This window comes from Bacteroidales bacterium (assembly GCA_016707785.1).
Lineage (GTDB): Bacteria > Bacteroidota > Bacteroidia > Bacteroidales > UBA4417 > UBA4417.
This window is the reverse complement of the sequence record JADJGZ010000056.1, coordinates 44,467-63,687: the sequence shown is the minus strand read 5'-3', so window position 1 is coordinate 63,687 and position 19,221 is coordinate 44,467. Positions and strand designations below refer to the sequence as shown.

The 19,221-nt window shown below is 40.8% G+C and carries 10 protein-coding genes; 4 read left to right on the top strand and 6 right to left on the bottom strand.

Annotation, left to right across the window (positions count from 1 at the left end; translation table 11 throughout):
• Positions 1 to 64: 64 nt before the first annotated feature.
• Positions 65 to 1,603, bottom strand: coding sequence for a GH3 auxin-responsive promoter family protein (locus IPH84_18765; GenBank protein MBK7175207.1), 1,539 nt, complete (start codon positions 1,601 to 1,603; stop codon positions 65 to 67).
• A 212-nt stretch (positions 1,604 to 1,815) separates the two neighbouring features.
• Here IPH84_18765 and IPH84_18760 point away from each other — a divergent pair, with 212 nt between their 5' ends.
• Positions 1,816 to 2,889: a hypothetical protein gene (locus IPH84_18760; protein ID MBK7175206.1), complete on the top strand. Its 1,074-nt coding sequence runs from the start codon at positions 1,816 to 1,818 to the stop codon at positions 2,887 to 2,889.
• Between the two features lie 77 nt (positions 2,890 to 2,966).
• Here the strand turns inward: IPH84_18760 and hemW are convergent, their stop codons facing one another.
• The 4 genes from hemW to IPH84_18740 all read right to left on the bottom strand — a co-directional run bounded on the left by hemW (position 2,967) and on the right by IPH84_18740 (position 9,635).
• Positions 2,967 to 4,094: a radical SAM family heme chaperone HemW gene (hemW, locus tag IPH84_18755; protein ID MBK7175205.1), complete on the bottom strand. Its 1,128-nt coding sequence runs from the start codon at positions 4,092 to 4,094 to the stop codon at positions 2,967 to 2,969.
• A gap of 129 nt (positions 4,095 to 4,223) precedes the next feature.
• Complete coding sequence (locus IPH84_18750; protein ID MBK7175204.1) at positions 4,224 to 5,819, bottom strand: HAMP domain-containing histidine kinase; 1,596 nt, start codon at positions 5,817 to 5,819, stop codon at positions 4,224 to 4,226.
• Complete coding sequence (locus tag IPH84_18745) at positions 5,782 to 6,681, bottom strand: polyphosphate kinase 2 family protein (GenBank protein ID MBK7175203.1); 900 nt, start codon at positions 6,679 to 6,681, stop codon at positions 5,782 to 5,784. Before IPH84_18745 ends, IPH84_18750 begins: the two co-directional genes overlap by 38 nt.
• 392 nt (positions 6,682 to 7,073) lie before the next feature.
• A complete protein-coding gene (locus tag IPH84_18740) occupies positions 7,074 to 9,635 on the bottom strand; it encodes a hypothetical protein (protein MBK7175202.1) in 2,562 nt (853 codons plus the stop codon).
• Positions 9,636 to 9,896: 261 nt separating this feature from the next.
• On the opposite strand from IPH84_18740, the gene IPH84_18735 reads away from it, so the two are divergent.
• Both IPH84_18735 and IPH84_18730 read left to right on the top strand, forming a co-directional pair.
• A complete protein-coding gene (locus IPH84_18735) occupies positions 9,897 to 11,831 on the top strand; it encodes a S9 family peptidase (GenBank protein ID MBK7175201.1) in 1,935 nt (644 codons plus the stop codon).
• 309 nt (positions 11,832 to 12,140) lie between these two features.
• Positions 12,141 to 15,929, top strand: a complete 3,789-nt coding sequence (locus IPH84_18730; protein ID MBK7175200.1) for a DUF4397 domain-containing protein — start codon at positions 12,141 to 12,143, stop codon at positions 15,927 to 15,929.
• A 108-nt stretch (positions 15,930 to 16,037) separates the two neighbouring features.
• Here IPH84_18730 and IPH84_18725 read toward each other — a convergent pair whose 3' ends face one another.
• The gene (locus tag IPH84_18725) at positions 16,038 to 17,474 is read right to left on the bottom strand and encodes a T9SS type A sorting domain-containing protein (GenBank protein ID MBK7175199.1); all 1,437 of its coding nucleotides are present in this window, start codon (positions 17,472 to 17,474) and stop codon (positions 16,038 to 16,040) included.
• A 202-nt stretch (positions 17,475 to 17,676) separates the two neighbouring features.
• Here IPH84_18725 and IPH84_18720 point away from each other — a divergent pair, with 202 nt between their 5' ends.
• Positions 17,677 to 19,176 carry a NapC/NirT family cytochrome c gene (locus IPH84_18720; protein ID MBK7175198.1) on the top strand — a complete coding sequence of 500 codons (1,500 nt, stop codon included), beginning with the start codon at positions 17,677 to 17,679 and terminating at the stop codon, positions 19,174 to 19,176.
• The last annotated feature ends 45 nt before the right edge of the window (positions 19,177 to 19,221 follow it).

The window sequence follows — 19,221 nt, the reverse complement described above, 5'->3', positions numbered from 1 at the left end:
TGAATTGTGGTTAAAGGTTTATGAGGGGTATTGGATAAAGCAATAGGGTTGTTTGATGAACGATTTATTTTTTTAGTGTCGACAGGAATAGCTCCCAATCTTCAAGTTTGGCCTTCTTAAGAACCCTGGGGAATTTGAACTGTCCACCGATTTTTCCATGACGTTTCATCCAATCATAGAAGACCGATGATGAAAGTGGTTCAACTATCACATCACGTATGGCGTGCAACCTTTCAGTGCGATAGTCATCATTGAGGATTTTGAGGTTATCATCGATTTTTTGCCCTGCCAGTTCAGCATCAAAAGGTTCATCTACGCCTAGATACCACTTGTGGGCAAACATATTCTCATGCTTGATTCCCGCTACTGAAAACTCCCTGACTGAAATATTCATTTGATGTTCAAGCATTTCAATAGCACGGTTCATATTTTCCTGGGAGAGATGTTCACCGCAAATACTCAGGTAATGCTTAGTTCGTCCTGTGATTACGATTTCTGCAAGTGATTTGGAAGTAAACCGAATGGTATCGCCAATCAGGTAACGCCAGGCACCTGCACAACTAGAAAGAAGTAATGCATAATCTTTACCTTCTTCAACTTCCTTAATGGTAAGAACTTTGGCATCGGGTTTCAGATTGCTGTCTTCATCAAAATTTTCCGAAGTAAAGGGAACAAATTCGTAAAAGATACCATTATCCAGTACTAACTGCATAGAACTGGTATCTGGCCTGCTCTGGTAAGCAATAAACCCTTCGGATGCCAGGTAGGTTTCCATATAGGTCAAAGGTTTGGAAAGCAGTTTCTCAAATCCCTTGGCATAAGGAGTAAATGAAACACCTCCATGAACATAAATGGAAAGGTTAGGCCAGATATCGTGAATAGTGTTCAGATTATAAGTCTCAATAATTCTTTCAAGCAAAATTTGCAACCAGGCCGGCACACCACAAATCACACCTATATCCCATTCAGGGGCTTTTTTTACAATTTCATCCAGTTTGGTTGTCCAGTTACGTTCCTTTGATATGCGATTGCCTGGTTTATAAAAATGCTGAAACCAGAAAGGCAGGTTCCCGGCTGTAATGCCCGAGAGGTCTCCTTCATAATAGGTTCCGTTAAATTCCAATTGAGTGCTTCCACCAAGCATGAGTATACCTTTTTCATAGAATTCTTTAGATAAATCATACTTTGAAAGTGTCAGCAACTGCATGATGCTGGTCTTTTTGATCGCTTTCAGCATATCAGGAGTGACAGGGATATACTTACTGGATGCTTCGGATGTTCCGGAACTCAGTGCAAAATACTTAACCTGTCCGGGCCAGCATACATAAGCCTCTCCGTTTAAAGTACGGTACCACCACTTTTTATTGATCGTTGAATAATCAAATAAGGGCACCTGGCGCTGAAAAAAATGAATAGGATCGCGATGCCTGAGTATCTCCTGGAAACCATAGGCTTCTCCAAATGAAGTGACTTGAGCTTTTCTCAATAATTTCCGTAAAGTCTTTAACTGCGACTTGTAAGGGTCCTGGTTCTTTAAGCTTTCAATCGGAATTTTGGAACGAAATTCAATGGCACTTTTAATAATGGATCCTAGAATCGGCATGAGTTTCCTTAATTTGGTTGGAATGCGAGGCTAAATTAACGAAAAAAATTTATTTTCGCCGGAGATGTAGAATCCTATGTCTCCAATTTGTACTGAATCGCAATGGTATTGCAAAGTAATATCATTGCAGAGCCATTAATGCCGTTGCATTCACTGACTCATGATTTGCAAAATGAAATAGCAACGGAATACAATGTTTAACATTTGATTTTATGAAAAAGGGAAAGAAAAGGCTGATAGTAATTATTTCAAGTATTGTATTGCTGGCGATTGCAATACCTGTTGTGTTTCTGATCAATGCCACAATAAACCAATTTAAGCCTAAGGATATTGTAACACTTGGAGCATTCGGCTCTACAGCCATGGATTCGATCGGTAATGAACCCCTTACCGTTTTCACATGGAATATCGGACATGCTGGATTGGGTAAGGAAATGGATTTTTTTAACGAAGGAGGGAAGCAGGTCCGGCCATCAAAGGAGCAATACCAGTCTTATATAAATAGTATATTGAATACAGTGGCTTCACTTAGCCAGCCTTCGTTCATCATGCTCCAGGAAATAGACAGGAATTCCAAACGTTCTTACAACGACAATCAATTCAAAGGATTAATGGAGAAGATGTCAGGATACTCCTACTTCTTTGCTCCGAACTATAAAGCAGGATTTGTTCCGGTTCCCATTTCTGAACCCATGGGAAAGGTTGATGCCGGTATTGTGACCTTGAGTCAATACAAAGTTTCTGAAGCATTACGGTATGCCTATCCTTCTCCCGATGAATGGCCAAGTGAATTATTTAGGCCCAAACAATGTTTCCTGCTCACCCGGATTCCCACCAAAAGTGGCAAAGACCTGGTGTTAATCAATACCCATAATTCACCAGACAGTGATGCTGCCGAAGTCAGGAAACAAGAACTATCCCTGCTGAAAAAGACCATGGAAAGGGAATTTAATGCAGGTAATTATGTAATTGTTGGAGGGGGGTGGAACCAATCTCCTGCAACTTATGATCCCACATTCATAAAGGATGGAAATGTGGCCACAGGAATTCATCCGGGAATGCCCCGTGATTTCCTTCCGCAAGGCTGGCAATGGGCTTATGATTCCATTAGAAGCACCAGTCGTGAGGTAGCTGCACCTTATATTCCTGGTAAAACCCCTACAACAGTATTTGATTTTTTTGTGATTTCACCAAATGTAGAGTTGAAATCGGTGAGGACAGCAGAAACTGGTTTTAACAATTCAAACCATCAACCTGTCAGACTGGAATTCAGACTCAATCTATAAGTTGAAATTTTTTGCCTATGGAAGTTCAGGTGTTTCAGTGAACTTTTACAAAACTCAATAAGCCATCCAGCTACTCTTCATACTCTGAAAAAATCTGCAGCAATGCCATCGGCCCGGAATTTCCCTTTTTTAGTAAGGGTAAGATGATCATTCTGTAAAGTCAGGCTTTCATTTTTGATATGAATGGATGCATCCTCTATGGTTTGCTGAAGCCACTCCTTCCCGAAGGTTTTTTCAATATGTGAAAGATCACACCCCCATATTGTACGAAGGGAGGTCATGATGTATTCATTGAATTTTTGAGATTGGCTTAGGACCTCTTTTTCAAAGGGCAATTTCCCTCCTTTAAGTGCCTGAATATATGGAGTGATACCTGACACATTCCACTGTCTTGATTCTCCATTGAAAGAATGGGCTGATGGACCAATACCCAGATAGGGAATCCCTTTCCAGTAGGAGGTATTATGCCTGGCATATTTCCCGGGTAAACAGAAATTTGATATCTCATAATGCTGATAGCCGTGGGCATTCAATAGATCAAGAAGCATTTCGAAATGCTGCAACTGAACTGCATCGTTTACGTCAGGCATTTTACCCTTACGGATCATCACGGCCAGAGGGGTCTTATCCTCAACGGTAAGGGCATAGGCAGATATGTGGGGGATATCAAAATCCAGGGCCGTCATGAGGTTATATTCCCATTGATCTGACGACAAAGTGGGGATCCCATAAATCAGGTCAATGCTAAGGTCGGTGAAGCCTGCATCCTGAGCACGTTTTATACAAGTTTTAGCTTGTTTACCTGAATGCACCCTGTTGAGAAATACTAAATCCTGATCGGAAAAAGACTGGATTCCGATACTCAGGCGGTTTATTCCTGTATGAATAAGGTTCTTGATTCTGACTGGGGTTAAGTCATCAGGATTTGCTTCAAGTGTAATTTCAGCATTAGGTTCCACGTGAAATAATTCCTGAATCCCGGATAAAAGTAGGGAGATTTCATCGCCGGAAAGCAATGATGGGGTGCCCCCGCCAAAATAGATAGTGTTTATGGATGCTCCTTCCAGATAATCCTTCTGTAATTTGAGTTCTCTCATCATCATCGGAACAATCTCTTCCCTATGCATTTTGTTTGCAACTGAATAGAAGTTGCAATAATGACATTTTTGTTTGCAGTAAGGGATATGAAGGTAGATTCCTGACATACGTTAAGGTGGAGATAATTGTTTTAGGAAGAACAGGGCCTGAAATTCACAGATTGATCCAATTTTCACAAATGGATCAGTGAAGTTGTCCATTCATTTACTGATAAGTGTCATTTGTATCTGAATAGCTTACTTATTCAAGATAATCCGAAAGGTTGTCCCTTTGCCGATATTCGAGCTTTTAACAAAGATTTTACCTTTATGATACTCCCGAATAATTCGTTTTGAGAGTGATAACCCCAGGCCCCAGCCACGTTGCTTACTTGAGAATCCGGGATTAAAAATGGTTTTAAACATTTTCCTGGGCATCCCTTTTCCACTATCTGTAACATCTATTATAACAGTATTTTCTTCATCAAAGATATCTATGGTAATAGATCCTGACCTTGACATCGCATCAACCGCGTTTTTCACAAGGTTTTCAATTACCCAGTCAAAAAGTTGATAGTTAAGGGGAACCATGATTGCAGCCTTACCAGGTATCACATTGATATAGAACTGAATTTTTTGTGAAGTCCTGGTTTTAAGGTATGTCACCGACTGATTAATCAGTTCGATAATATCTTCCTGTTTAAGAATAGGTGTGGAGCCAATTTTCGAGAACCTATCAGTAACTGTTTTCAGTCGGTTCACATCCTTATGTAATTCCATGATAGTATCCTGATCAACCCCTTTGGTTTCCAGGTAATCGACCCAGGCCATCATTGAGGAGAGGGGAGTACCTAACTGGTGAGCTGTTTCTTTGGCCAATCCAACCCAAACCTGGTTCTGTTCCGAGCGGCGTGAAGTGCTGAAGATCAGGTAAGCAACAAAAAGAAAAATTCCAATAATTGCTAACTGGATATAGGGGAAATACCGAAGTTGTGTCAGAACAAATGAATCCTTGTAATAAATAAAATTCTTTCCCCTATCTGCTACCTCAATCACAATGGGATCATTCTCATATATCATCTCATCAATAAGGTGTGATAGATAAGCAGAATCCCTGATCAGAATTGTATCAACATGTCCTGAATAAGTAACTTTTGTCTGTGTGCTGTCAGTGATCACCACAGGCACAGATGCTGAATTATTGACTACCTCACTGAAAAAAGAATTCACAAGGTTATTCAATACATTTTGTACGTCAGTGAATAGTTTTGAATCCTTGTAATAGATATAATTTTTTACTCCGAAATTGGAGCTGATAATTGGATCGTATGTAAGAAAATCCTTTAACCTTTCATGAGTGATCTTAATACCTGTTTCAATAGGGAAATCAAGGTTGCGAGAATTCAATACGATGCCTTTATCATCCGTTAGTACAACCGGTATTGAATTATTATTTTCGATTATTTCAAGGTACAGTCCGATATCCTCCTCCGGTCCCGCTTTTGCTACCCGTGTTTGAGCTTCTGCATAAAACTCTACTCTTTTTCTCTCTTCCACCTGGATCTGACGGAAAAACTCACGTGTTGAGTTTACAAGCTTCGCCCTGTGCTGAATAGCATTTGCCCATGTCTTTATTTTGGAACGTTCATCCTGGGCGATCTTATGTACCAAAACATTGGAATACCACAATGAAACGCTGATAATTACCAGTGCAAAAAACATCAGTACAATCTTCCACAACCGTTTCTTCTTATAAAAGTCAGACTTATCAATACCAACGAACCGGATTCCCATGTTTTGAATGGATAATGTTATTTTATTTAGCAGGTTTTGAGGGAACAGGTTTCCCTTCAAGCATTTCTTTGGCTTTCGCCAGGTCTTTCTTTTGCTGACTGGTGATTTTTGGATAATGCAGGTTGAGGTTTTTAACCCTCTCAAGGATGATGCGGCTAACAGCAGTCCGCATAAACCACTTCTTGTCGGCAGGAATTACATACCAGGGAGCGGTGGAAGTTGATGTATGCTTAAGCATTTCTTCGTAGGCTTTCATATATTCCGGCCAAAGCTCCCGCTCATTCACGTCCTGGATATTGAACTTCCAGTTTTTAGAAGGATCCATAATTCGTTCCAGTAGCCTGACCTTTTGTTCTTCCTTAGAAACATGCAAGAAAAATTTAAGAATCAGGGTACCATTATTTGAAAGGTATTTCTCAAAATGATTAATGTCATCATAGCGCTGTTTCCAGAATTCAGGATCTTTATCGGAGTCATTCTTTAATTCCGGCAATTTCTGGTACTGCAGATATTCAGGATGGACCCGGGTTACCAGCACCTCTTCATAATAGGAACGATTGAAAATTCCAATACGTCCCCGTTCAGGTAATTGTTTCATGCATCTCCACAGGTAGTCATGATCAAGCTCTTCCTGAGACGGTGCCTTAAAACTGGTAATATGACAACCCTGAGGATTGATCCCTGACATCACATGTTTTATTGTACCATCCTTTCCTGCCGCATCCATTGCCTGGAAGATAATCAGCACCGAGAACTGATCGTGGGCATACAGCAGATCCTGCAATTTGGATAGTTCTTCAATGCCAGTGACCAGGTCTTTCTCTGCATCCTTCTTGCTTTTATACTGTCCGGAACTCTCAGTAGAAAAGGCTTCCAGTTTCTTTCCCGATCCCGGGGGATATATTAGTTCATTGTATTTCATGAAGTTATTCTAAGTCAGGTGATATTAGCAAATGTCGTTAATATTTACATTAATTTGCACTAACCACATTCTCACATTTCCCTATTACCAAAATTTTCAAATTGCCGAATAGGGCAAAATTGGATAGCCCCCACCCGCCCCAATGTCCCCCGCCCCCTAAATAAGGGGAGTAGCCACCTATAATGTTTTTCATTCTAATCTAAATACTCCATTCAGCGCATCTCCTCATTTTCAAATTTTCAAATTGTCGAATTTTCAAATTGTCAAATTGTCGAGCCAAAGGCTTCCATTCGGGAAATCGTCGAATCGTCGAATCGTCGAATCGTCGTCGAATCGTCGTCGAATCGTCGAATCGTCAAATCGTCAAATCGTCAAATTGTCGAATTCTTTCATCATTTTTTATCATCATCCCATTCAATCACAAACTTCCCTTCCTCTTGTTTTTTCTGTATCGTTTTCTCTTTTGTCTGTTGTTTAGACATGATTGAATCCTGTCCACCTCCGAATTCTTTTTTAAATACCTCCTTAAGTTCAACTTTCTGGCTTTTCAGTTGAGTGGCAATTTTATCCCTCACTGCTTTCTTATCATATGCAAATACCGGATTATCAACTGTTCCGGTCATAGAAACATAAACCATCGTCCTTCCACGGCCATCATCCTCTATAGGCCCAAACTCTGATGTTTTGTTATATCCCGGGTTTCTTTTGTTGAATTTAGCAGCCATCAGGTCCGCTAATGACAGGCTGAAATGATAATCCAACTCATTGTCGAAAGTATGGGTTCCCATAAGGTTCAGATCGATAGCACTGGATTTGATCTGCATTACCGGTATATAAATGATTCTATTTGCAATATCAATCTGGTTTTGAAGTGTTTCAAAACGGATATCTGCCAGGTCTTCCACCCTCAGGAATTTAGAAAGACCTTTCATTGGTTCATAATTTACAAGACGGCCGTTTTCCACACGGATATCAGCATGGGCTTTTACCGACGGCAGGTCCATATCAAGATTGGGATACATAACAGAAGCAAATACAACATCCGCTGTAATAGTTCCATCAAGGTTTTCATGGGTAAGATCAGTGGTGCCAAAATTTCCGAATTCTGCAAAAAGACTCTTCAGGTTTACTTTGCTGATAGTAACCTTACATTGAATCAAAGCATGATCCTGACTTGAACCATTAATGGATGCTTGTCCGCTAACAACACCTTTCATGGATTGCATCAGGATATTTGTTGCTGATATCACCTTGTTTTTCATCTTTAAGTCTGCAGAAATTGAAGCTGCCTGGAATTTCCTGAAAGTGAAATTTTTAACATGCAGGCGCAATCCCTGAATTTCAATATCTGAAGGCAAGGTAAAATGATACTCTCCACTTCCTGAACTACTTTCCGATATCTCATCCCAATCCGTCCGATTAGAAGATATATCTCCCTGAAAACTAAGTTTTTGATTTTTCACCAGTAGCCAGGCCATCAGGTTTTCTACATTACCCTTAGCCTTGAAATCACTTTTCCCCATCAGGAATGAGAGATTCCGGAGTTGAAGGGAATTGTTTGCAAAGAGCATTTCTCCGTCTATTTTTTCCATCGGAAGCGAATAACCCTTAAGTCCGAGTACAGCTTTTGAAACCTGCAGCTTTCCTGAAAGCCGGCAGCGGGGAAGATCAGTCAATGCGGGTTTATTCAAATCTGCCAATCGTCCTTCAAAAACACCATCTAACAATAGTCTTCCATTCATTTCTGTAATGGTATCGGTATTCAGCAGTTCTTTGGCATCATTAAGATCTACATCGGCTTTCAGGGTAGCTTTAATCATACTGGATTTGAATCCCGTCATCTTTAGATTGCCTGAAATGAAGCCATTCCTGAGTTTCCCTTTTATTTCATTAATACTAAGCTGTTCATTATTGCGATTCTGTCCGGAGTTATATGTTGCTGATAAACTGACGTCTTCGAGGGAAACCCTTGCACTTTTCTTGCCTATCACCCCTTCAACCAGTGATAACTGAGCTTGTATAGCAGGGATTTCACTGCCGTTGTAACTCCCCTTTACCTTGGCTGTTAGTATGGCATCCCCTTCAAACCTGTAATCATCAAGCTGCTTAAGGTACTTTGCAGGGATGGTGGAAACCAATTCAGATAATGTAGCTGAGGTAGTTTCAATGGAAAGGTCGATTTCTTTCAGATTATTACTGTGTAATATGGTTCCCTTCACGCCTAAACCCAATTCGGCAAAACGAATGTTCCCTTTCTGAATCTGGTAAAAGCCCTTTGAATCCTCTATTTTCATAATAATTTCAAGGGCGGTATTACGGTCTTTCAGGTAATTGATATGATTACTGGTAAACAATTCAATATTCAGATCCCCGGAAGCATCCAACAGGTATTCGTCAGATGAAAACTTTCCCTTCATCAAAGTCTCTTTCAACATGAAACGGTAATCCTCACCTGATGATTCATCGAGGTAGGTGATACGGCTATTCAGTATGATGATTTTTTGCAGATCGATTTTTAGGTCTTTGCCTGTTTTGGCACCTGATGATTTCCAGAAGTGATAATTATCGGTGCCATCCCGGTACTCCCGCATATTGAACTTTGCATTGGAAATCATGATGTTAGTCACCGATATATTATTGGTGAAAAGATCAAACAAACTGAAACGTAATGAAATAAGGCCCGCCTTCATCAATATTCCCTTATTGGGGCGTTTCACGGCTTCTTTCATAGTCAAACCCGTAACCCTTACAGATGCAGATGGGAAATCCCTGAACACGCTGAGTTTGACTTGTTGAACCTGAACTTCAGCTGAAAGCTGCTTGTTAAGTTCCCTGATGAACAAATCCCTGATTTTATCGTTAAAATACTGTTGAAGCAATATTCCGGCAACTCCTGCTATCGTCAGGAAAGTCAATAAAACAAATAGGATTCGATATATTCTCTTCTTATTCATGATGCTGCAATAACGCAAAAGTACTCAAACTGGTATTTCTACACTCATTTACTATCAACATCCTTTCCTCAGAAACATTTTCACCGAATACTAGGGTAGTTTTACAGATGATTAAGGGAAACCTGTCGAAATGTAATGTTAACTAGTTGAAAAATAGGACGTTTTAAGTATTTTTGCCTAAGGATACAGAAGTTTCTTCCGGCTATCAAAAGTTGTATTAAAAAAGATCACATAATTATATTAACCCTTAAAATTTACTTCATGAAACGAACAACATTTTGGCTTCCTTTGCTGTTATTGATTGCCATGATAACAGTGAATGCATGTAAGAATAAGGAAGTAATCACTCCTGCAAAGCAATATGCAGTGGAGGATTTTTTCAAAAATCCTGAAAAATCAGGATTCGAATTATCACCCGATGGTAAATATTACGCTTATATGGCTCCATATATGCGTCGTATGAACATTTTCGTCCAGGAAATCGGTAAGGATTCTGCAACCAGATTGACCAGCGATACCGCCAGGGATATTGCAGGGTTCTTCTGGGGGAATAATTCCCGTATCCTCTATCTGAAAGATACCGGTGGAGATGAAAACTTCAAGCTTTTCGGTGTCAATATTGATGGGACTAATCTCATTGGACTTACTGATTTCGACAAGGTACGTACCGAAGTAATTGATGATCTACCTGAAATTGATGAATTCGTTATCGTTGGGCTTAATAAAAGAAATCCCCAGGTTTTTGACCCCTATCGTCTTAACATCAATACCGGCGAGCTTACCATACTTGCCGAAAACCCGGGTAATATTCAGTCCTGGATGACCGACCATGAAGGTAAACTTCGACTGGCTACTGCCATTGTGGATGGAGTGAATACTTCAATACTATTCAGGGAAACTGAAGCCGACGAATTCAAGACCGTCCTTACCACCAGTTTCAAGGAATCCCTTTCGCCCATGTTCTTTACATTCGATAACAAGAATCTTTATGCATCCTCGAACCTTGGCCGCGACAAACAGGTGATTGTTGAATTTGATCCCCGTACCGGCAAGGAAGTAAAGGTATTGTATGAGAATAAGGATTATGATGTGGATGGACTTTTCTATTCAAAAGCACGTAAGGTTCTCACTGCTGCAAGGTATACTTCATGGAAACGTGAACGTCATTTCTTCGATAAGGAATTCGAAAATATGGTATCCGATCTTAAAAAAGAGCTTGGAGATATCGATTTCGGATTCGTTTCCAATAATAAAGCGGAGGATAAATATATCGTCTATTCTTTCAGCGATAAATCGATGGGATCCTATTACATCTATGATAGAACCGCCAACAAACTTGATAAGATCACTGATATTGGTCCGTGGTTGGATGAAAACGAGATGGCCAGTATGGTTCCTGTTGAATATAAGAGCCGCGATGGTCTCACCATCAATGGTTATTTAACTTTACCCAAAGGCTATACTATGGATAACGCAAAGGACCTTCCTGTAGTGGTAAATCCTCATGGTGGACCATGGGTCAGGGACGGATGGGGTTTCAATCCCGAAGTTCAGTTCCTTGCCAATCGTGGGTATGCTGTGTTCCAGATGAACTACCGCGGATCAACCGGTTATGGCCGTAAATTCTGGGAAGCTTCGTTCAAGGAATGGGGCAAGAAAATGCAGGATGATATCACCGATGGTGTAAACTGGCTCGTTGAAAAAGGCATTGCCGATAAATCAAAAGTTGCTATCTATGGTGGTAGCTATGGTGGATATGCCACCCTTGCAGGAGTAACCTTTACACCGGACCTCTACGCTGCAGCTGTTGATTATGTAGGAGTTTCGAACTTGTTTACCTTCATGAACACCATTCCTCCTTACTGGAAGCCTATGCTTGATATGATGTATGAAATGGTTGGCGATCCTGTAAAAGACAGCGTATTGATGAAAGAAGCCTCACCGGTTTTTCATGTAGATAAAATCAAAACTCCTTTATTTGTTGCCCAGGGAGCCAATGACCCACGCGTAAATAAGGCTGAGTCTGATCAAATGGTGGAAGCCCTCAAGAAAAGAGGCATAGAAGTACAATATATGGTAAAAGATAACGAAGGCCATGGATTTGGTAACGAAGAAAACCGTTATGATTTCTATAATGCCATGGAAAAATTCCTTTCTGAACATCTGAAAAAACCAGCGGAAGCTGCCAAGAAATAAAGGCAATCTCCTGTTCAACCTCAAATAAGAAAGGCCTCCTGTCTCACGACGGAGGCCTTTTCTGTTTTATTTCAAATGTTTCTTATACAACCTTCTTTTAAGGTAATCGGAAACAGAAGTTGCTTTTTATTTTTAAAATGAATTAACATTTGTTAACAATTTGCTAAACGATTGAAAGTAAGCAATATGGATATATCGGCAATAAAATTTTACAATTATTGTTTAATAAAATATGATAAACATTAAACATTCTTGTTTAATAAATGGTTTATAAGGTTAAACAAAATGATTAATTTAAACCCTTATACCATGAAAACCTTACAAGTTACACTTCGTTCAGTTCTTTTTGGACTGTTATTAGTACCGGCCTTGCTATTTGGGCAGGCACGTGTACAGGTGATCCATAATTCGGCCGACGCTGCTGCTTCAGTGGTGGACGTATGGTTGAATAACACACTTTTACTTAACAATTTTGCCTTCCGCACTGCTTCTCCGTTCATTGATGCTCCGGCTGGAGTTGACTTTGACGTGGTGATTCAACCTTCCAACTCAACAGATACTGCGAACGCACTTGCACGCTTTACCTACAATCTTATTGATGGGGAAACTTATGTGCTGGTTGCCAACGGTATTGTAATTCCAACCGGATATAATCCTGCAACTCCTTTTAACATCTATGTATATCCCATGGGTCGCGAGACAGCCAGCAGCCCTTCAAATACCGATTTATTGGTATTCCATGGCTCAACTGATGCCCCTGTTGTAGATGTAGTGGAGGTTGGCGTTGGTGCAGGATCAATTATTAATGACCTCAATTATGGAACTTTTGCAGGGTATCTGGAACTTCCTACTGCAAATTACAGTCTCCAGGTACGTGATCAAACCGGAACAACCACTGTGGCACAATACTCAGCTCCTCTGTCAACACTTGGACTCAATGGTTCTTCTGCTGTGGTGGTTGCTTCCGGCTTTTTAAACCCCTCTGTTAATAACAATGGTCCGGCCTTTGGTTTATACGTTGCATTAGCATCCGGTGGTAACCTTGTGGCATTGCCGTCAGTACCTATTTCTACTGCACGTGTACAGGTGATCCATAATTCGGCCGATGCTGCTGCTTCAGTGGTGGACGTATGGTTAAATAATACACTACTGCTTGATAACTTTGCTTTCCGTACGGCTTCCCCTTTTATTGATGCCCCTGCCGGAATTAATTTCGATGTGGTAATTCAGCCTTCAAATTCAACTGATACTTCAAATGCTTTGGCTCGCTTCACTTATAACCTTACAGGAGGAAGCAAGTATATTCTCGTTGCCAATGGTATTGTTGTTCCAACAGGGTATAATCCTGCTACTCCTTTCAATATTTATGTTTATAACATGGGACGTGAGTTTGCATCACATCCATCTAATTCAGATGTGCTGGTTTTCCATGGATCGACGGATGCTCCAATTGTTGATGTTGTTGAAACTGGTGTCGGAGCCGGAACTATTGTCGACAACCTGGCATATGGCAGTTTTACCGGATATCTTGAACTTCCAACCGACGACTACATTCTTACTATAAAAGATGCAACAGGTACTGTTAATGTAGCCTACTATCAAGCTCCGCTTGAAACATTAGGACTTAATGGACAATCAATGGCTGTGATAGCTTCCGGATTTCTGGATCCTTCAGTGAATAATAATGGTGCTGCTTTCGGACTTTATGTTGCTCTGCCTGCAGGGGGTGCACTCGTTGAACTTCCTGTTCATACACCAAGTGCCCGTATCCAGGTAATCCATAATTCAGCTGATGCTGCTGCTGCAACGGTAGATGTTTGGCTGAACAATCAACTTTTGATTGATAATTTCGCATTCCGCACAGCATCTTCATTTATTGATGCACCTGCTGAAGTTGCTTTTGATGTAGTTATTCAGCCTTCAAACTCAACAGATACAACAAATGCACTAGCCAGGTTTACATATAACCTGTCAGATGGTGAAACCTATGTCCTCGTTGCAAATGGCATCGTAGTGCCTTCAGGTTATATGCCAGCTCCTCCTTTCAATATTTTTGTTTATGCAATGGGAAGGGAAACAGCCACAACAGCTACAAATACTGATTTGCTTGTCTTCCATGGTTCAACTGATGCATCCATTGTTGATGTTGTTGAAGTAGGTGTTGGAGCCGGTACAATTATTAATAACCTTTCCTACTCTAACTTCGCCGGATACCTTGAACTGGCAACCCTCGACTACAGCCTTCAGGTTCGTGATCAAACAGGTACTAACACGGTTGCTCAGTTTGCAGCCCCACTTTCAACCCTGGGTCTGAATGGAGCCGCTGCAGTAGTTTTAGCTTCAGGATTTCTGAACCCCTCCAATAACAATAATGGTCCGGCATTCGGTTTATATGTCGCATTACCTTCAGGTGGAAACCTTGTTGCTTTGCCGTCCGAAACCATCTCCACAGCTCGTTTACAGGTAATCCATAACTCGGCCGATGCTGCAGCTGCTGAAGTGGATGTTTGGTTAAACAACACCCTGTTGCTGGATGATTTTGCTTTCAGGACAGCTTCTCCTTTTATTGATGCTCCTGCAGGGGTCAGCTTTGATGTGGTGATTCAACCATCAACCTCTACTGATACTACCAATGCCCTGGCACGTTTTACCTATAACCTTACAGGTGGGAGTAAATACATTCTTGTTGCTAACGGAATTGTTGTACCTACCGGATATAACCCTGCAACTCCATTTAACTTGTATGTTTATGATATGGGACGCGAATTTGCAAGCAATCAGCTGAATTCTGATGTGCTCGTATTCCATGGTTCCACCGATGCTCCTGTTGTTGATGTTGTTGAAACCGGTTTAGGGGCAGGTACGATTGTCGATAACCTTGCTTATGGTACTTTTGCCGGTTATCTTGAACTTCCAACCAATAATTTTGTACTTGAAGTAAGGGATGAAACCGGAACTGTTACCGTGGCTTCCTACCAGGCTCCTCTTTCTTCACTTGGTTTACAGGGACAGGCAATGGCTATTGTGGCTTCAGGATTTCTGGATCCTTCCATGAATAATAATGGTGCTCCATTTGGACTTTTTGTTGCAGTACCCTGGGGTGGCGCTTTGATTGAACTTCCTGCAACACCAGCCCCCGCGCGTCTGCAGGTTCTTCATAACTCAGCTGATGCTGCAGCGGCTACCGTTGATGTTTGGCTGAACGACCAAATGCTGATTGATAATTTTTCCTTCCGCACAGCTTCTCCGTTCATCAATGCTCCTGCAGGAGTTGACTTCGATGTAGTTATACAACCAGCTAATTCAGCAGATACTTCAAATGCGTTGGCTAGGTTTACATACAACCTGGCATCAGGAAATAAATACATACTTGTTGCCAATGGTATAGTGGCTCCTTCCGGATATAACCCTGCCACACCATTCGACCTGTATGTGTATGACATGGGCCGTGAATCAGCCACATCAGCATCCAATACCGATGTACTTGTTTTCCATGGTGCTACAGATGCTCCAACAGTGGATGTAGTTGAAGTTGCTGCAGGTGCCGGGACTATTGTTGACAACCTGAGCTATGGACAATTTGCAGGTTATTTGGAACTTCCAACTGCTAACTATCAACTGGAAGTTCGTGATGAAACAGGAACTGTTACAGTAGCAACCTTTAATGCTCCTCTAGAAGCACTTGGCTTACAAGGACAGGCACTGGCTGTGGTGGCCTCAGGATTTTTAAGCCCTACCACAAATAATAATGGACCTGAGTTTGGGCTCTTTGCTGTATTGCCTTCTGGAGGTGAGTTCATAGCACTTCAAAACACCACCAACCTGGATGAACGGTCACCCAACACAGCTACAATCAGGACCTTCCCAAATCCGGTTTCAGATATCCTTACCATTGAGATAGCAACTGAATCAGGCAGTTCTTCAGCCATTTATGGATTGTATTCAATGGATGGAAAGCAATTAAGAAGCGGTAGCCTTGCAGTTTCCAATGGTGTTCAGCAGGCTAAACTCAATGTTTCTGAATTACCTTCTGGCCTGTACCTCGTAAAGACTTTTAGCGGAAATCAGCAGTACATCAATAAAGTAATGATCAATTAATTCGGTACTTTGCTTTTTTGAATGAACATAATCAATGTTTTATAGTGATGAAATATTGAATAACGAGGTTGTCCCTTCTTTGGGACAACCTCGTTTTAATTACAAGCGCTATTTTTTAATGAATTTATAGGATGATACCAAGGTTGAAGTATTAATTTGTAAAAGATAAACACCAGGTTTAAGCATCGACACATTAATACATCCTGGCCACTTATCCATCGAGGTTTTAGTAATAAGCCGCCCCATTTGATCCGATATCAAAACAGTTACATGAAAGGCATTTATCTGATTGATACACAGGATATTTTCAGTAGGATTAGGGTAAACCAGAATTTCATTATCAAGTGCAGTTACATCAATATTTTCAGTATTGCTAACATAACTGGCCTCATAATGATCAAGATTATCCAGGTAAAGGATGGATGATGAATAGTTATAGGACATCAGCAGTAAGCCCGCTGCGTTAACCCAGGCACCCTGCTCCCAAATCCAGCTGTCCCCTGAAACTGAATTCCCATAGGCATCAAAAGTGTAATTTCCCTTCTGCCAGGGAACCCAGGTACCATCCGTCCAATGTTCATACTGGTGACTATAAAGACGACTTTCATGATCATAAAACATCAACGACCGATCCGTAGGAATCCAATTATTGTTGATTCTTGAAAAGAGTGTAGTCGAATACTGCTTCCCCCTGTCATCATATTCATAAGAGCGCATTTCTTCCGGGGTCCATTCATTCTCTGCCCAGTTTTCATAAATCTGATTGACCAGTTGCCCAGCTGAATCATAGGTATAAAGGTCTCTGGAATCATACATCCAGGTTCCATTTTCAGCAATTTCATCCATTGACAGAACCCTTAAGCCCAGGCTGTCATAAAAATGTGAGAAACGAAAATAATTCTGCCATACGGTTCCATTCCACTCCGTAATGGTAATAAGTGAGTCATTCCCGGCAATATTCAATAATAGTAGTGTTTTCAAGGTTGGATCCCATTCTGTCCCGTCCCAATATGCATTAATGATGGTAACCTCCATTCCCGACGGGCTATACTCCCTGCTATTTCTGCTATAGGGGATCCATTGACCCGATTCCCAATGGTCAGTTTGTACTAATTCAACATCTCCGGAAATATTAAAAACATAATTGGTGCGGCTGGTATTAGACCAATCAGGATAAGAATAGGATTGTTCTGTTTTTGTAATTAACCGGCCTTCAGAGTCATACCCGAATTGTAACCTGCCGAAAGGATTCCAGGATTGATTTATACGTTCTTCAAACACCTTCTGTGTTAACTGGAATTGATCATTAAAAGTTTGGACTGAACGTTGGAAAGGGATTCCGGCTTTGAAAAGAGTGAGTGTATCCCATTCCCATACTGAATTAAGAGATTGATTGGCAAATTGTTGAAAATTATGCTTAAGTAGATTTTGCCCTAATGAAACATGCCTCATTTTATTTTCAAAAGCAGGCTTAATATCCCATGATTGAGCTGATAGCTGGAATAAGCTGTTTAAGAATAGAACGATCATTAAAGATAGTTTCATTATTCATCTATTTAGAATAGATAGGAGGGCCGGCAAGATTGGAATAAAGGTACAAAATTGATGAATGCACCTCCACTGTTCTTATTTAGACTAAACAATAATTGGCGCTGGCATGGGATTGCTATATATTGTATCGTATATTTGAAATACATATATATATCGATATGTAGTTTCTTTAGCATTCACTCAACCTCTTTGCTTTATGAAAACACAGCGTTCTTTTTACAATTGGATCAGCTTGACCGGCTTTGTGCTGGTTGCCAACAGCCTTATACTTATCCTGGTACTTTTCCTGTTCTCATTATTTACAGCTCAAAGTAATGCATACCTGGGATTGTATATCTATATCATCCTGCCGGTATTTCTTGTTATCGGATTGTTAATGATTCCAATTGGGATACTTATTCGTGTCAGGAAAAAGAAAAGGGGTGAAGTCACAGATTCAGCCTGGCCAGTCATTGATCTAAACCAAAGAAAACAGCGTGGAACAATTATTAAGATCAGCCTTATCACCATGTTGTTCCTGGTCGTTTCTGCCATGGGGAGTTACAGGGCTTATCAATATTCTGAATCTGTTGAGTTTTGTGGAAAGTTATGTCACCAGGTGATGGAGCCTGAGTTTGTCACTTATCAGCATTCCGCCCATGCCCGGGTAACCTGTGTTGAATGCCACGTGGGAGAAGGAGCAGATTGGTATGTAAAATCAAAACTTTCGGGTTTATACCAGGTGTACTCTGTGTTGTTCAAGAAATATCCAACTCCCATAGAAACGCCGCTTCATAGTCTTCGTCCTGCCAGGGAAACCTGCGAACGTTGCCACTGGCCTGAAAAATTCTATTCAAGGAAACTCAGGAGTCAACGATCCTATATTGCAGATGACACAAATACTGAATGGAATGTTTCCCTGCTTATGAAAATAGGACCGGAATACAGCCCGATGGGTCTTTCGGAAGGGATTCACTGGCATATTAATAAGGATTTCAAGATTGAATATGTATCCAATACCCGGGACAGGGAAAGTATTCCATGGGTGAAGCTGACGAATCTGAAAACCGGGGAAGTAAAGGTTTTCATGGATGAAGAAAACCCTTTGGATAAAAAAGCACTGGATACACTTGAAACCCGGTCAATGGATTGTATGGATTGTCATAATCGCCCATCGCATCTTTATAAATCAGCTCCGGACTATATCGACAATGCCCTTATTTCCGGATTGATTCCAAAGGACATATATTTTATTAAAATGGCGGCTATGGAAGCCTTAAAATTGGAGTATGAAAATAAGGATACCGCCCTGATGACCATAAACGAAACGGTGCTGAATTTCTATAAGGATGAACATCCTGAAGTGCTTTCAAAGGATGAAAAACGTATCCGTCAGGCTATCGTAGCTATGCAGGGACAGTATCAGCTGAATGCTTTTCCTCATATGAAGGCTAATTCAAACAAGTATCTCAATCACATCGGGCATCTTGAATCAGATGGTTGCTTCCGGTGCCATTCCGACAGGCATAAAACAGCTAAAGGGGAAACGATTTCAAGGAATTGTGATCTTTGTCATACAATTATTGCCCAGGGGCCTACTGGAAATATAACTGCAAGTTCCATCAATACCTCGCTCGAGTTTGTGCATCCTACAGAGATCAGGGGTAAATGGAAAACCGCATTCTGTTCCGAATGTCATAAAGAGTTGTATAATTAGCACTCAATAACCTGACTTAGTATTTTGTATCTCATTCAATTTAGC

Excerpts from the sequence above, each read along its gene's own strand:
- IPH84_18765 (MBK7175207.1), bottom strand. The coding sequence starts at position 1,603 with ATGCCGATTCTAGGATCCATTATTAAAAGTGCCATTGAATTTCGTTCC.
- IPH84_18760 (MBK7175206.1), top strand. The coding sequence starts at position 1,816 with ATGAAAAAGGGAAAGAAAAGGCTGATAGTAATTATTTCAAGTATTGTA.
- hemW (MBK7175205.1), bottom strand. The coding sequence starts at position 4,094 with ATGTCAGGAATCTACCTTCATATCCCTTACTGCAAACAAAAATGTCAT.
- IPH84_18745 (MBK7175203.1), bottom strand. The coding sequence starts at position 6,681 with ATGAAATACAATGAACTAATATATCCCCCGGGATCGGGAAAGAAACTG.
- IPH84_18740 (MBK7175202.1), bottom strand. The coding sequence starts at position 9,635 with ATGAATAAGAAGAGAATATATCGAATCCTATTTGTTTTATTGACTTTC.
- IPH84_18735 (MBK7175201.1), top strand. The coding sequence starts at position 9,897 with ATGAAACGAACAACATTTTGGCTTCCTTTGCTGTTATTGATTGCCATG.
- IPH84_18730 (MBK7175200.1), top strand. The coding sequence starts at position 12,141 with ATGAAAACCTTACAAGTTACACTTCGTTCAGTTCTTTTTGGACTGTTA.
- IPH84_18725 (MBK7175199.1), bottom strand. The coding sequence starts at position 17,474 with ATGAAACTATCTTTAATGATCGTTCTATTCTTAAACAGCTTATTCCAG.
- IPH84_18720 (MBK7175198.1), top strand. The coding sequence starts at position 17,677 with ATGAAAACACAGCGTTCTTTTTACAATTGGATCAGCTTGACCGGCTTT.